The sequence below is a fragment of the Glaciimonas sp. PAMC28666 genome (assembly GCF_016917355.1).
Classification (GTDB): Bacteria; Pseudomonadota; Gammaproteobacteria; order Burkholderiales; family Burkholderiaceae_D; genus Glaciimonas.
On sequence record NZ_CP070304.1, the window covers coordinates 1,610,794 to 1,626,659 of the forward strand.

9 protein-coding genes, 2 tRNA genes and 3 rRNA genes are annotated in these 15,866 nt (G+C 50.7%); 5 read left to right on the forward strand and 9 right to left on the reverse strand.

The annotated features are described in order from the left end of the window. Window positions 1-24: 24 nt before the first annotated feature. The gene (locus JQN73_RS06830) at window positions 25-2,106 is read right to left on the reverse strand and encodes a molybdopterin-dependent oxidoreductase (protein WP_205322352.1); all 2,082 of its coding nucleotides are present in this window, start codon (window positions 2,104-2,106) and stop codon (window positions 25-27) included. Window positions 2,107-2,155: 49 nt separating this feature from the next. Then, on the reverse strand, window positions 2,156-3,358 hold the full coding sequence (argE, locus tag JQN73_RS06835; RefSeq protein ID WP_205322353.1) for an acetylornithine deacetylase: 1,203 nt from the start codon (window positions 3,356-3,358) through the stop codon (window positions 2,156-2,158). Window positions 3,359-3,623: 265 nt separating this feature from the next. Between argE and JQN73_RS06840 the strand changes: the two genes are divergently transcribed. Together JQN73_RS06840 and JQN73_RS06845 are read left to right on the forward strand one after the other, a co-directional pair. After that, window positions 3,624-4,910: an MFS transporter gene (locus JQN73_RS06840; RefSeq protein WP_205322354.1), complete on the forward strand. Its 1,287-nt coding sequence runs from the start codon at window positions 3,624-3,626 to the stop codon at window positions 4,908-4,910. Window positions 4,911-5,054: 144 nt separating this feature from the next. Further along, on the forward strand, window positions 5,055-6,251 hold the full coding sequence (locus JQN73_RS06845) for a M20 aminoacylase family protein (protein ID WP_205322355.1): 1,197 nt from the start codon (window positions 5,055-5,057) through the stop codon (window positions 6,249-6,251). Window positions 6,252-6,265: 14 nt separating this feature from the next. Here JQN73_RS06845 and JQN73_RS06850 read toward each other — a convergent pair whose 3' ends face one another. Continuing rightward, the gene (locus JQN73_RS06850; protein ID WP_205322356.1) at window positions 6,266-6,493 is read right to left on the reverse strand and encodes a hypothetical protein; all 228 of its coding nucleotides are present in this window, start codon (window positions 6,491-6,493) and stop codon (window positions 6,266-6,268) included. A gap of 114 nt (window positions 6,494-6,607) precedes the next feature. Here JQN73_RS06850 and JQN73_RS06855 point away from each other — a divergent pair, with 114 nt between their 5' ends. Continuing rightward, complete coding sequence (locus JQN73_RS06855) at window positions 6,608-7,165, forward strand: acyloxyacyl hydrolase (RefSeq protein ID WP_205322357.1); 558 nt, start codon at window positions 6,608-6,610, stop codon at window positions 7,163-7,165. Between the two features lie 384 nt (window positions 7,166-7,549). On the opposite strand, the gene rrf is transcribed toward JQN73_RS06855, so the two are convergent. From rrf to JQN73_RS06885, 6 genes are all read right to left on the reverse strand, one after another. Continuing rightward, a 5S ribosomal RNA gene (rrf, locus tag JQN73_RS06860) occupies window positions 7,550-7,662 on the reverse strand. A 177-nt stretch (window positions 7,663-7,839) separates the two neighbouring features. Next, window positions 7,840-10,715, reverse strand: a 23S ribosomal RNA gene (locus JQN73_RS06865). Window positions 10,716-11,089: 374 nt separating this feature from the next. After that, window positions 11,090-11,165 (reverse strand) — tRNA-Ala (locus JQN73_RS06870). Window positions 11,166-11,186: 21 nt separating this feature from the next. Beyond that, window positions 11,187-11,263: transfer RNA gene (locus JQN73_RS06875), tRNA-Ile, on the reverse strand. 90 nt (window positions 11,264-11,353) lie between these two features. Beyond that, window positions 11,354-12,886, reverse strand: a 16S ribosomal RNA gene (locus tag JQN73_RS06880). The 16S, 23S and 5S rRNA genes sit together here with 2 tRNA genes alongside, the layout of an rRNA operon. 525 nt (window positions 12,887-13,411) lie before the next feature. Then, window positions 13,412-14,395 carry a methyltransferase domain-containing protein gene (locus JQN73_RS06885; protein ID WP_205322358.1) on the reverse strand — a complete coding sequence of 328 codons (984 nt, stop codon included), beginning with the start codon at window positions 14,393-14,395 and terminating at the stop codon, window positions 13,412-13,414. 179 nt (window positions 14,396-14,574) lie between these two features. Here JQN73_RS06885 and JQN73_RS06890 point away from each other — a divergent pair, with 179 nt between their 5' ends. Together JQN73_RS06890 and JQN73_RS06895 are read left to right on the forward strand one after the other, a co-directional pair. Then, window positions 14,575-15,345, forward strand: a complete 771-nt coding sequence (locus JQN73_RS06890; protein ID WP_205322359.1) for a ComF family protein — start codon at window positions 14,575-14,577, stop codon at window positions 15,343-15,345. Between the two features lie 13 nt (window positions 15,346-15,358). Continuing rightward, window positions 15,359-15,841 (forward strand): tRNA (cytidine(34)-2'-O)-methyltransferase, encoded by a 483-nt coding sequence (locus JQN73_RS06895; protein WP_205322360.1) that lies wholly within the window; start codon window positions 15,359-15,361, stop codon window positions 15,839-15,841. The last annotated feature ends 25 nt before the right edge of the window (window positions 15,842-15,866 follow it).

The window sequence follows — 15,866 nt, forward strand, 5'->3', positions numbered from 1 at the left end:
TGACTAAGCCCCATCGCGATTAAATTACATTGCCTCAACTTCCACCAACACGTCGTAAAACGTTGGCGCTCGCCCCATGTCGGTTAAACGCTGGCTCGTCACTTCGTTGGCATTTTTTCCGTCGGGGGCAAATTTTTTCCACCAGATGGACAGACCAACTACCAGGCCAACCCGGGCCTTATCTGTGACCCGAACCATGGCAATAAAAGTGCCGCGATCGTTATAGATTCGCACCGTGTCACCGGTGCTGATTCCGCGTTGCAGCGCGTCAGCCGGGTGCATATCGAGATGCGGCTCGCCCTCCGTGTCACGCAAACTTTGGACGTTTACAAAACTGGAATTCAGGAAATTACGGGCCGGCGGCGAAATCATCGCTAGCGGATATTTCGCTGCCAATACTGGATTGCTGGCGACCGATTCATAAGGCGGAATATAGGTCGGGAGTGGATCGAGTCCGTCCGTTAACATGCTGGCGCTGAAGAACTCACATTTGCCAGATGGGGTTGGGAAACCACCTCCGGAAAATGGCGCATCGGGTGCATTCAATTTTTGCCATCCCTTCTGTTTCAATGCATCCCAATCGAAATGGATGGCGCGTTCATTCCGACGATCGAAAGCTTGTGCAGCAATCGCATCATCGGTTTCTTTGAAACAGTCATCGTCGAACCCCAGCCGCGCTGCCAGCAAGCGAAATATTTCGGTGTTGGGTTTTGCCTCGCCTAACGGTGCAATCGCCGGATTGTTCGCCAGCATGTACAAGTGGCCGTAAGAGGAGTGCACGTCTGCGTGTTCTAGCTGAGTCGTTGCCGGCAAAAGGATGTCGGCGTAATCTGCAGTGTCCGTCTGAAAATGTTCCAGCACCACGGTAAAGAGGTCATCGCGGGCAAAGCCTTGTGCGACCGTTCCCGATTGTGGTGCCACCGCCACCGGGTTCGCATTATAGACAATGATTGCTTCGATTTTAGAGCCGAAATCAGCCGATGTTTCCCGCAACAAATCGTCGCCAATCGTGCTCATGTTAATCGTGCGCAGACGGCCCTTGTGATGCTTCAAAAGATCAGGCCGTTGCAAGGCGTGCAGATTTTTTGGAAAACTATCCGAGGTAGATAGCTGCACACCGCCAGCGGCATTTCGCCACGCACCGACCAGCGCTGGCAGGCAGGCGATATTACGGACAGCCATACCGCCGCCCCGCACCCGCTGCAGGCCATAGTTAACCCGGATGGCAACACCTTCTCCCGCGAGTGCAGCAACGCCGTAATCACGCGCCAGTTGAATCACTTCGGTGGCGCTAATCCCGCACACCTCTGCGACCCTTGCTGGCGGCCATTCGAGCGCGCGCTCCTTGAGCTTATCGAAGCCCAGGGTATGCTCTGCAATATAGGCATGGTCCAGCAAATTCTCCACAATCAGAACATGCATCATTCCAAGCGCCAGCGCTGCATCGGTTCCCGGCAGCAAAGCAATATGTTGATGGCATTTTTCTGCCGTTAGCGAACGGTACGGATCAATCGCGATCAGCTTGGCGCCCTGACGTTTCGCGGACTGTATGCGCATCCATAAATGCAGATTGGAAGCAATAGGATTACCGCCCCAAATCACAATCAGTTTGGCATTTTGAAATTGCTCGAGGTCCGTTCCGATGCGTGCACCAATCGTATATTTGTAACCGGTGCCGCCAGCCGCCGCGCAGATGGTACGGTCCAGCAGGGATGCCCCTATCCGGTTAAAAAACCGCATCGACATTGATTCACTTTGAACCAGTCCCATGGTGCCTGCGTAGCTGTAAGGCAGTATCGCCTGCGGATCACGCGCTGCGATTTCGCCCAATCGGGCGGCGATGGTGCCTAAGGCTTCATCCCAACTGATACGGATAAACTTGCCCTCTCCTTTGGCACCGACCCGCTTCATTGGGTGCAGCAATCGATCTTTGTGATAGGTCCGTTCGGTGTACCGCGAGACCTTGGTGCACAGTACACCAGCGGTACTTGGATGATCGGGATCTCCGCGCACCTCAGTGGCCACGCCGTCCTGAACAGTCACCAGCAGTGCACAGGTATCGGGGCAATCATGCGGACAGGCCCCGCGAAAAGTAGTTGTAGTCATGATCTCTTGAGGCCAATCGTTTATTAAACTGCGGCCTGGCCGCGAATATCTACTTCATTGAAATTGGAGCAACCGGATCAATCAGGCGCATCATGAAGGCTTCACATTGTGCGACCTGTTCAAGAGCGACGAATTCATTCGGACGATGGGCCTGTTCGATATTGCCAGGACCGCACACAACCGTTGGAATACCCGCGCGCTGAAAGAGGCCCGCTTCGGTCCCGTACGAGACCGCACCGGTGGTGGTGTTGCGCGACAATGAAGCCGCTAGCTGCACGATGGCATCATGTTCTTTGGTATTGAGGCCCGGCGCGGATGCCAGCCATTCAAAGGCAATTTTTGCATTTGGTTCAATCCGCTGCATTTCGGGCAAAAGATTCGCGGCAAAGTCCTGCACTTCCTGATACAACCGACCAGCGTCAACTCCAGGCATGGTGCGCGCTTCAAAATCGAAAGCGCATTCTTTAGGAACGATATTCGACGCCAGACCGCCGCGTATCAAACCGGTTTGCATGGTTGTGTACGGCACCGTGAATCCATAATCTCGGGTCTCGAGTTGTGCAAAACGGTCAGCCATTTGCCGAATATAAACGATGATCCGCGCCGCATATTCGATCGCGTTGACACCCATGGTGGTGTAACTGGAATGTGCTTCGCGTCCAGTGATGCAACAGCGGAATCGGTTGGTTCCTTTGTGCGCGATGATCGGTTGCATTGAGGTCGGCTCACCCACGATGCACCCCGCCGGTTTGAGCCCGAGTTCCTGCAAATCCTTGATGAGGCCCTGCACGCCAATGCACCCTACTTCTTCGTCGTACGATAAGGCAAAATGTAACGGCGCGTCCATATCAGCAGCAAGAAATTTCGGTGCGAGCGCCAGCGCAGTGGCAATATAGCTCTTCATGTCGGCTGACCCACGACCGTATATCAAACCGTCTTTGATGGTCGCTTTGAATGGATCGGTATCCCAGGCCTGTCCCTCCACCGGCACCACATCGGTGTGCCCCGATAGAATCAAACCGGGTTTTTTACCTTGTCCCAAAGTGGCAAACAGATTTGCTTTTTTACCCGTCGCGTCATACGTCAGTCGTGATGTAACCCCTAATCCAGCCAAATAATCGCGGGTCCATTCAATCAAACCTAAATTCGAATCGCGGGACACTGTAGGGAAAGCAATCAGTCGTTCGATCATGGCCAAAACGTCGGCGGATGGCTGAAGCAGTGCTGCGGAAATCGGAGTCGTACTGTTCATGGTGTTCCTTTGGTGATCGCTAATCTTCGACGGCAGCTACGACAGCATGATCGACGGCGCGTGCGAAGGATTAACGCAGGGATGACAAAAGATTGCATAAAGGCATGCAATTTACATGCCTATTTATACAAACTCGTTTACTATATTTAGCGATGCATATACTTTGAACTTAAGAATCTTACCTTTGTTTGGAAGGTTTCGCCTGCAGCGTGCTGAACTGGTCAACTCACAATCGCAAATAACAAGTCATATCACAGGACTCCCGATGATCATCCAAGAAAAAAGCCCCGCATCCGTCGTACCGGACCATCATCCACAAACCTGGCGCGCCGTCATTTCGTCCTCCATTGGCAATGCGCTGGAATGGTTTGATGTACTTATTTATAGCGCATTTGCCGTTACGATAGCCAAGCTATTCTTCCCCACCGCCAATCAGACAGTATCGCTATTAATTACTTTTGCGACCTTTGGTGTTTCGTTTTTTATGCGCCCACTTGGTGCAGTGATACTTGGCGCATACTCAGACCGCGTTGGGCGTAAGGCTGCTTTAACGTTTTCCATCATGCTGATGATGATCGGCACCCTCATGATTGCGATCATGCCGACATATGCCAGCATCGGTTTGTGGGCACCCGCCGGGATTGTGTTAGCGCGATTGATTCAAGGGTTCTCTGCCGGTGGCGAATTTGGTAGTTCAACCGCTTTTCTGGTCGAGCATGCACCACATCGACGCGGATTTTTTTCCAGCTGGCAGGTCGCCAGTCAAGGGCTGAGTATTCTACTGGCAGCCGCTTTTGGCGCAGTGCTGTCATCCCAGTTATCGACTGAACAATTAGAAGGATGGGGATGGCGTTTGCCGTTTTTGTTCGGCTTGCTCATCGGACCGGCCGGCTATTACATCCGCAGAAATCTTGAAGAATCACCAGAATTTGCGGCAGCCAGCGCAACCAGCACGCCATTGAGCGACATTATGACGTTTCAAAAAGAACGTCTTTTGATTGGCACGGGCAGCGTCATCATGGCAACTGTGTCGGTATATCTGGTTATTTACATGCCGACGTACGCGGTAAAACAGCTCGGCATGACGTCAGCGGCTTCATTTAGCGCAACGATCATGGCTGGTGTCATTATGATGTTGTTCTCACCGCTCGTCGGTCATCTTTCGGATAAATACGGCAGGACGCCGTTTATGCTGGCAAGCAGCATCCTGTTTGTCATCCTGACATATCCGTTATTCTCCTATCTGTCGACGCATCCAAGCTTTGTAAATTTACTGGTGGTTCAGGGCATCATTGGCATTTTGATGACGATGTATTTTGCGTCCATGCCCGCACTGCTCTCGGATATCTTTCCGGTCCAAACGCGCGGCACTGGCATGTCGCTTTGCTATAACATTGCCGTTATGATTTTTGGCGGATTTGCGGGCATGACCATCACTTGGTTGATCGCAGCGACGGAGAACAAACTGGCAGTCACTTTTTATGTCATTGCTGGCGCAATTCTCAGTGTGATCGCCACGCTGGCTGCACGCTATAGATTACGTCTACGTTGATTTTTGTTACGAAGATTGCCGTTATCCATAATAGTTTCCGAGAAGTGAATAAAAACTGACTACCGCCGGTACTTGCTTTTGCCAGTATCGGTTTTTTTATATGTTCTAATCTAGCCTTAGACATTACCATCATGTGGAGAAACCATGAAATTGATCGAACCGATTATCAAGTTTCAGTCTGAAATTCAAGCGATCCGGCGCGACTTGCATGCGCATCCAGAGCTTTGTTATAACGAGCAGCGCACCGCTGACGTCGTGGCCGAAAAATTAACGGAATGGAACATTCCAGTGATACGCGGAATGGGCATCACCGGCGTCGTTGGCGTTTTAAAAAAGGGCAGCGGTGAACGCGCCATCGGCCTGCGCGCCGATATGGATGCGCTACCGGTACAAGAATTGAACAAGTTCGCGCACGCCTCCCGCCACGAGGGAAAAATGCACGCATGTGGTCACGACGGTCATACCGCCATGTTGTTAGGCGCTGCGCGCCATTTATCCTTGCATGGTGATTTCGACGGCACCGTTTACCTGATTTTTCAGCCGGCCGAAGAAGGCGGTGCCGGCGCGCAAAGAATGATCGATGACGGGCTATTCGAGCAATGCCCGATGGAAGCAGTATTTGGGATGCATAATTGGCCTGGGATGACTGCCGGACAGTTCGGTGTCACACCTGGGCCGATGATGGCGTCGAGCAATGAGTTTGAAGTCATCGTCAAAGGTAAGGGATCTCATGCGGCACAGCCGCACAAGAGCGTCGATCCCGTAATGATCGCAGTCCAGATCGCCCAAAGCTGGCAAACGATCGTGGCCCGCAACATCAACCCAAACGACTCTGCAGTTTTATCGATCACACAAATACACTCTGGAAGCGCAACCAATGTGATCCCGGATGAAGCGACGTTGATCGGCACAGTACGTACATTTTCAGTTGATGTCCTCGACTTAATCGAAGAACGCATGCGCGACATCGCCCATCACACCGGCGCAGCATTTGGTGCCGAAATAGACTTTCGCTTCCATCGAAATTATCCGCCATTGGTCAATCACCCAAAAGAAACGGCGATCGCTGTCTCGGTAATGCAGGCAATGTCTGGCATCGACAACGTTAATGCAACGGTTGAACCGACAATGGGGGCAGAAGACTTTGCCTTCATGTTGCAGAATAAACCAGGTTGCTACGTCTTTCTCGGTAACGGCTCGGGCGATCATCGCGACGGCGGTCATGGTCTCGGCCCTTGCAATTTACACAATGCAAGCTATGATTTCAACGATGACTTGCTACCGATTGGGGCGAGCTACTGGGTCAATTTAAGCGAAACGTATCTTAAAACTGCTCAATGAGTCATTGGCGTCTGTTAAATCTGGATAGCGTAAAGATTAAAGTAAGGACTAAATCTCCGCGTCGGTGACTTCAATCCAGCAAGATCGGGATCTCGGATGGTTTTATCCTGCGTCGAAGACTGGGACTGGCTTTCAACAACAGGCGGCGAGAGCGTATGGCCAGTGCTGTCGGTGTAGGTTTGCGACACTTCCATTTGCTTATTCAGCAGCAATGTCGATTTTGAACTATTATTTAGGTCCATTACTTAAATGGCTCACGCAGCCGTGCTCTGAGTGACCATTTAAATGCACAGTCCTGGTCGAACATCACCTGCTTCTTATTACCTGCTTCTTATATTTCTTTGTTGAAAGTCTTTATGCAAAAAAAACAAATGGGTTTAAAAATCCTTACGATCGGATGCTTATTCGCCGGTGTACAAGCGGCAAATGCGGTCAACTACACGCCTGACTCTGCTTCTCTTGAGGTTGGTACCGGAAATAAAAGCCAATTTGTTCGCGCAGCGACTCAGTGGGACTGGGGAAGCAGATGGTGGCAATCGAACGGTACTCATATCAGCGGTTACTGGGATTTGAGTTTGGCTGAGTTCCGGGAAAATCAATATCAAAATGTGCCAGGACAGCAGAAAAAATTGACTGATGTGGGCTTCACCCCTGTTTTTCGTTTTGAACGGGACGATAAAAAAGGTTTGTATGCGGAAGCCGGGGTAGGCGTACATCTGATGTCTCACCTATACGATAACAATAGTCGTCGCTTTTCTACCGCATTTGAATTCGGTGATCATATCGGTGCCGGTTATGTATTCAGCAATGGTCTGGATCTGGGCCTGAAGTTGCAGCATTTCTCGAACGGCAGCATCAAGGAGCCAAACAGCGGAGCAAATTTTGCTGTGGTCCGTGCTGCTTATCATTTCTAATCCTGCGTTAACGCCAAGGTAAACTCTTTGACTTGAGCTAGGTTACGGAATTTATCAGTATCAGAAGGTCGCTCCCGGTCGGGTTAGCGGCCTTTTTTGTCTTTTTAAACCTTAGAAATGTGCTGTCGCCCTTAAATAACAGACTTACGGTGCTGGAAGTGTACTTCGGTATTGCAGATTGTTTTGGATTGTTTTGATTTCTGTGGGACAGCATCAATACCAGCGACACAGTTTTTATAAACCGGCGTCGTGAAAATGAAAAAAATTGATCGCATGGTTCAATTTGGCGTTTCCGTATAGGTGCCGTGCTGCAAGATAAGTGCTAAATCGATTCCACCAAGCAAAAACCCTCCCCGATTTCTCGGAGAGGGTTTTCTAATAAGAGCCTGACGATGACCTACTTTCACACTGGTTGCAGCACTATCATCGGCGCAAAGTCGTTTCACGGTCCTGTTCGGGATGGGAAGGGGTGGTACCAACTCGCTATGGTCATCAGGCATAAACTGTAGTGTCATTTGTTCCCAATAGGGCAACAAACAACGCAATCTAGAAGAAGTAAAGGTCTTGTTTCTTGTGCGATGCTGACAAGGGTATGTCGGCACCGCACTGGGTATGATTGCACTTTTCAGGCAAACACATATCTCATTAGCTTACCCACAACCTGCTAAGGTTATAGGGACAAGCCTCACGGGCAATTAGTACTGGTTAGCTTAACGTATTACTACGCTTCCACACCCAGCCTATCAACGTCCTGGTCTCGAACGACCCTTTAGGGGAATCTAGTTCCCGGGAAATATCATCTCAAGGCAAGTTTCCCGCTTAGATGCTTTCAGCGGTTATCTCTTCCGAACTTAGCTACCCGGCAATGCCACTGGCGTGACAACCGGTACACCAGAGGTTCGTCCACTCCGGTCCTCTCGTACTAGGAGCAGCCCCCTTCAAATTTCCAACGCCCACGGCAGATAGGGACCAAACTGTCTCACGACGTTTTAAACCCAGCTCACGTACCACTTTAAATGGCGAACAGCCATACCCTTGGGACCGGCTACAGCCCCAGGATGTGATGAGCCGACATCGAGGTGCCAAACTCCCCCGTCGATATGAACTCTTGGGAGGAATCAGCCTGTTATCCCCAGAGTACCTTTTATCCGTTGAGCGATGGCCCTTCCATACAGAACCACCGGATCACTATGTCCTACTTTCGTACCTGCTCGACTTGTCAGTCTCGCAGTTAAGCACGCTTATGCCATTGCACTAACAGCACGATGTCCGACCGTGCCTAGCGTACCTTCGAACTCCTCCGTTACACTTTGGGAGGAGACCGCCCCAGTCAAACTGCCTACCATGCACTGTCCCCGATCCGGATAACGGACCAAGGTTAGAATCTCAAACAAACCAGGGTGGTATTTCAAGGTTGGCTCCACGCAAACTAGCGTTCACGCTTCAAAGCCTCCCACCTATCCTACACAGATTGGTTCAAAATTCAATGCAAAGCTACAGTAAAGGTTCATGGGGTCTTTCCGTCTAGCCGCGGGTAGATTGCATCATCACAAACATTTCAACTTCGCTGAGTCTCGGGAGGAGACAGTGTGGCCATCGTTACTCCATTCGTGCAGGTCGGAACTTACCCGACAAGGAATTTCGCTACCTTAGGACCGTTATAGTTACGGCCGCCGTTTACTGGGACTTCAATCAAGAGCTTGCACCCCATCATTTAATCTTCCAGCACCGGGCAGGAGTCACACCATATACGTCCACTTTCGTGTTTGCATAGTGCTGTGTTTTTATTAAACAGTCGCAGCCACCTTTTTATTGCAGCCCTTTCACCCTTCTGGCGCGAGCCAGTCAAGCTACCGGGGCGTACCTTATCCCGAAGTTACGGTACAAATTTGCCGAGTTCCTTCTCCCGAGTTCTCTCAAGCGCCTTAGAATACTCATCTCGCCCACCTGTGTCGGTTTGCGGTACGGTCTCGTGTGACTGAAGCTTAGAGGCTTTTCTTGGAACCACTTCCGATTGCTTCACGAATAAATTCGCTCGTCTCAACCCCTTGAATTACGCTGCCGGATTTGCCTAACAGCCTTCTCTGAGCCAAAAACCGACTATTCCAACAGTCGGACAACCTTCCGCGATCCGTCCCCCCATCGCATCACACGACGGTGCAGGAATATTAACCTGCTTCCCATCAGCTACGCATCTCTGCCTCGCCTTAGGGGCCGACTCACCCTGCTCCGATGAACGTTGAACAGGAAACCTTGGGCTTACGGCGTGGAGGCTTTTCACCCCCATTATCGCTACTCATGTCAGCATTCGCACTTCTGATACCTCCAGCATCCTTTACAAGACACCTTCGCAGGCTTACAGAACGCTCTCCTACCATATCAATAAATTGATATCCGCAGCTTCGGTGACTGGCTTAGCCCCGTTACATCTTCCGCGCAGGACGACTCGATCAGTGAGCTATTACGCTTTCTTTAAAGGATGGCTGCTTCTAAGCCAACCTCCTGACTGTTTTAGCCTTCCCACTTCGTTTGCCACTTAGCCAATCTTTGGGACCTTAGCTGGCGGTCTGGGTTGTTTCCCTCTTGACGTCGGACGTTAGCACCCGGCGTCTGTCTCCCAAGCTCGCACTCATCGGTATTCGGAGTTTGCAATGGGTTGGTAATTCGCAATGAACCCCTAGCCATAACAGTGCTCTACCCCCGATGGTGATACTTGAGGCACTACCTAAATAGTTTTCGGAGAGAACCAGCTATTTCCAAGTTTGTTTAGCCTTTCACCCCTACCCACAGCTCATCCCCTAATTTTTCAACATTAGTGGGTTCGGACCTCCAGTGCGTGTTACCGCACCTTCATCCTGGCCATGAGTAGATCACTTGGTTTCGGGTCTACACCCAGCGACTGAACGCCCTATTCGGACTCGATTTCTCTACGCCTTCCCTATACGGTTAAGCTTGCCACTGAATGTAAGTCGCTGACCCATTATACAAAAGGTACGCAGTCACGGAACAAGTCCGCTCCTACTGTTTGTATGCACACGGTTTCAGGATCTATTTCACTCCCCTTCCGGGGTTCTTTTCGCCTTTCCCTCACGGTACTGGTTCACTATCGGTCGATTACGAGTATTTAGCCTTGGAGGATGGTCCCCCCATGTTCAGACAGGATTACACGTGTCCCGCCCTACTTGTCGCACACTTAGTTCCACACCACCGATTTCATGTAAGGGGCTATCACCCTCTATGGCCACTATTTCCAGAGTGTTCCATTATCGCTGATGCTAAATCGTGCAGGCTGTTCCCATTTCGCTCGCCACTACTCTGGGAATCTCGGTTGATTTCTTTTCCTGTAGCTACTTAGATGTTTCAGTTCGCCACGTTCGCCTTGCAACCCTATGTATTCAGGTTGCAATACCCATAAAGGGTGGGTTTCCCCATTCGGAAATCTGCGGATCAAAGCCTGTTTGCTGGCTCCCCGCAGCTTATCGCAAGCTACTACGTCCTTCATCGCCTGTAATCGCCAAGGCATCCACCATGTGCACTTATTCACTTGTCCCTATAACGTTAGCTTCTAAACGCGTTCACGCTTAAAAACCGGTCATAGTATTATTACTTATGAGTATTACTTTAGCGTTTGCCGTATCCAAAGTGTTTTCGCATTTGTCTGCAACTATTACTAGCGCAGACTCTTTTGAGAACTCTTTAATACTTTTTTGATTTGATACAATCATACCCATCCACAATGCTGTCGCACTGCGGACGAATTCTTTACTTCTTCTAAATTGTTAAAGAACAAACAGCCAATGATCGTCTAAAGATCAAACCTAAATCCCTTTTTATTTCACCCTATAACGCGCATGAAATACTGACTTAGGTTTGATTTTTACTTCTACTGATTGCCCCTGCGTTGTGCCGGGTCAAACGTAAATATGGTGGAGGCTAACGGGATCGAACCGATGACCCCCTGCTTGCAAAGCAGGTGCTCTCCCAGCTGAGCTAAGCCCCCATAAATCGTACATCTATCACGTGGTGGGTCTGGTTGGGCTCGAACCAACGACCCCCGCGTTATCAACACGGTGCTCTAACCAACTGAGCTACAGACCCGTCCTGATTAGCACCTACCTAATGATGACTGTTCTTCTTCTAACTAACACACCGATAAGTGTGGACGCTTAATGTCCGTGCAAACTCTAGAAAGGAGGTGATCCAGCCGCACCTTCCGATACGGCTACCTTGTTACGACTTCACCCCAGTCACGAATCCCACCGTGGTAAGCGCCCTCCTTACGGTTAGGCTACCTACTTCTGGTGAAACCCGCTCCCATGGTGTGACGGGCGGTGTGTACAAGACCCGGGAACGTATTCACCGCGACATGCTGATCCGCGATTACTAGCGATTCCAACTTCATGTAGTCGAGTTGCAGACTACAATCCGGACTACGATACACTTTCTGGGATTAGCTCCCCCTCGCGGGTTGGCGGCCCTCTGTATGTACCATTGTATGACGTGTGAAGCCCTACCCATAAGGGCCATGAGGACTTGACGTCATCCCCACCTTCCTCCGGTTTGTCACCGGCAGTCTCATTAGAGTGCCCTTTCGTAGCAACTAATGACAAGGGTTGCGCTCGTTGCGGGACTTAACCCAACATCTCACGACACGAGCTGACGACAGCCATGCAGCACCTGTGTACTGGTTCTCTTTCAAGCACTCCCTGATCTCTCAAGGATTCCAGCCATGTCAAGGGTAGGTAAGGTTTTTCGCGTTGCATCGAATTAATCCACATCATCCACCGCTTGTGCGGGTCCCCGTCAATTCCTTTGAGTTTTAATCTTGCGACCGTACTCCCCAGGCGGTCTACTTCACGCGTTAGCTGCGTTACCAAGTCAATTAAGACCCGACAACTAGTAGACATCGTTTAGGGCGTGGACTACCAGGGTATCTAATCCTGTTTGCTCCCCACGCTTTCGTGCATGAGCGTCAGTGTTATCCCAGGGGGCTGCCTTCGCCATCGGTATTCCTCCACATCTCTACGCATTTCACTGCTACACGTGGAATTCTACCCCCCTCTGACACACTCTAGCCTTCCAGTCACAAATGCCATTCCCAGGTTAAGCCCGGGGATTTCACACCTGTCTTAAAAAACCGCCTGCGCACGCTTTACGCCCAGTAATTCCGATTAACGCTTGCACCCTACGTATTACCGCGGCTGCTGGCACGTAGTTAGCCGGTGCTTATTCTTCAGGTACCGTCATTAGCCCCAGGTATTAACCAAGACCGTTTCTTCCCTGACAAAAGAGCTTTACAACCCGAAGGCCTTCTTCACTCACGCGGCATTGCTGGATCAGGCTTGCGCCCATTGTCCAAAATTCCCCACTGCTGCCTCCCGTAGGAGTCTGGGCCGTGTCTCAGTCCCAGTGTGGCTGGTCGTCCTCTCAGACCAGCTACTGATCGAAGCCTTGGTGAGCCTTTACCTCACCAACTAGCTAATCAGATATCGGCCGCTCTGATAACGAGAGGTTCTTGCGAATCCCCCTCTTTCCCCCGTAGGGCGTATGCGGTATTAGCTAATCTTTCGACTAGTTGTCCCCCATTACCAGGCACGTTCCGATATATTACTCACCCGTTCGCCACTCGTCAGCGGAGCAAGCTCCCTGTTACCGTTCGACTTGCATGTGTAAGGCATGCCGCCAGCGTTCAATCTGAGCCAGGATCAAACTCTTCAGTTTAATCTCTGTTTTGTGGCATTGCTGCCTAGCATCGCTGCTATCGCTCACTCAAAATACTGACAGGCTACTTCTCAGATTTGACTCTGCGAAATATCCTATTTTTCTTCTTTTGTGAACATTTAATGTTTTAAGTTATACGCAAATCACCGAAGCAATTAACGCTGCACTTTCATTAAACGCCCACACTTATCGGCTGTTAATTGTTAAAGAACTGTCTCTGTTTTGCGTCACACCGTAGTGTTCGCAGCACCAACAAATCGTTTTGTTTGTCAGCAGCAGAGAGATGAGATTATGTAGCGTTTCGAGCTTTTCGTCAACTTCTTTTTAAATCATTTTTTTCAACAATTTAAAACCAAATCAACTCCTTCTACCACTCAAAACACCCCACTTTACAACCTCGTTCCATCGTCCACTTCGCCCTCAAAACCGCTTGCGCTGTTTCGTGTATTTCGCGTCGTTTTCAACAGAGGCCGAACTATAGCAACACATCCCTAAGCTGGCAAGCGCTTTTTAAACTAAATTAAATTATCTTTTTTTATCCAGATCCCAGCGCACTATTGACTCCCCGCTGGCCGCCTTTCTCGGCGCCGGACGGAAGGCGTGTCCATAGATGATTTCGAACGTCAACGGCAATTTTCCGTCGGCTCTGCGGGTCGCCTCAATAGCATCCACCACGCGCTTCCAAGCCGCACGCCCAATAAGAGAGCGTTTTCGCGTCGCCAAAGGATTGCCACCGAAAGATTTCACATCAGCGAGGAGTTTCTGCACCGTATCGTAGGTAACGGTGATCGTTTCCATATCCATGACCGGGGTCGAGAAACCTACGTTCACCAGCATGTCGCCAAAGTCATGCATATCAACGAACGGCAATATGTGCGCGGCATCATAATCCGCCGCAGAAAAGGCGCTGCGCAACTCTTTGAAGGTATCCGGACCGAAACAAGAAAACATCAGTAGCCCATCGACTTTCAATACGCGTCGCCACTCTGCAAACACGCGGTCTGGTTGTGGATGCCAATGAAGCGCCAGATTGGACCATACCAAATCGACGACATCCTGCGCTAGCGGCAGCGCTGCGAAATCCCCGCAGAGTAAATCTGCCTCCAGGCTGTTGCTCTTAATAGGGAGCCACTTTTTCAGGAGTCTATTTATTGAGGACTGCGCGACCTGTTTCTGGTCCTGGGCCGCCGACACCATACCAAACGATGCATCGAGGCCTAAAATACGTGCCTGCGCGAAACGCTGCTGGAGCGTATATATATCCGGCCCATCGCCACACCCGGCATCTAATACGCGCTCTGGTGAAATTTTCACCAGCGCTAAGCGCTCGTGCATGCGCGTTGATATTTCGCGACGCATAAATTCCGACTCCCGTACTCGGGACGGCTCCGCGAATAATGCACGCACCCGATGACCATCTATAGGGGCGCTGGATGCCGTGTCGTTAAGCGCGTCAGCCGATGGCGCATTCGATAACGCCGATGAGGGATAGGAGGGAGAAATTGGCATTAAATTCTGTCACTTATATATATATGAGATGCGATGAAAGGCGACTAATACGACGGAACGCAATGAAATGCGATAATCACCCTAGTTTACACCGTTGCAAAATTGCGCGGTGCGCGTGACATCACGTGCTCCGTAGTTATATACATACGCATTCCGCACAAAGAGACGCTCCTCTATTAATGTTTACCGCTCTACTCCGTTGGTCGCAACAAATGCCGTCCCTCCTGCGCGCCGGTATGCCGACCAGCTGCGCACTTTGTGGTCAAATAGGTCGCGACGTCATTTGTAGCGGATGTGAGGAGAACTATTTTTCGCATCCGACAATGCGTTGTAGACAATGCGCTAATACTCTACCTTCGCTTGAAAGCGAAGCGGGCAAATCATTGAGCGTGGTCAGCTTATGTGGCGACTGTCTAAAGCAAAAACGTGCTTTCGACGCTTCAGTGGTGGCGATTGACTATGCCGCGCCAGCAGATCAACTTGTATTGGCGCTGAAGTTTGGGGGCCAACTGGCGCTTGCACCAGTATTTGCGCGCATGTTAAGAGATGCCATGTTGCGTCAGTCCGCTGTAGCAAACGATCCACCCACCTTACTAACTGCGGTACCGCTCGGCCCCCGGCGACTGACTAACCGTGGATTCAATCAGGCCCTGGAAATCGCCAGACCACTATCGCGCCTGTTGAATGTGCCACTGCATTCCAATTTGATACAACGTCAGCAAGACACTTTGCCGCAGATGAAGCTTGATCCAATTAAACGCCGCCAGAATTTGCGCCACGCTTTTAGCGTGTCGCCCAAAGCGATGACGCTGCTTCGCGGCCGCCATGTCGGCGTGATTGATGATGTAATGACGACCGGCGAAACGCTCAATGAGCTGGCACGCACATTGAAGCGCTGCGGAGCGGCCCGTGTTACTAATATCGTTTTCGCCCGAACACTACTTAAATAGAAGGAGAACACCGTTGTTTCACGTCGTACTGGTTGAACCCGAAATTCCGCCTAACACTGGCAATATTATTCGTTTATGCGCCAATACCGGGGCGCAGCTACATTTGATCGAACCGCTTGGATTCCCTCTTGACGACGCGAAAATGCGACGCGCGGGATTGGATTATCACGACTACGCCACCATGAAGGTGCATGCTAATTGGTCCGCGTTTATTGATTTGATGAAACATGACCCCGACTTCAATCCAAACCGCATGTTTGCCATGACCACGCATGGCTCAACCCCCTTCAGCAATCTGGCGTTTCACCCCGGCGACATATTCGTGTTCGGATCGGAAACACGGGGACTTGATCCTGACTTGCGCGCATCCTTTCCGGAGTCTCAGCGTATTCGCCTACCGATGCGTCCCGATAATCGCAGCTTGAACTTGTCCAATACCGTTGCAGTGGTCGTGTACGAAGCGTGGCGTCAAAATGGTTTTGCGGGTGGGGCCTGATTTAATTGCCGTTTGCAGTCGGCAC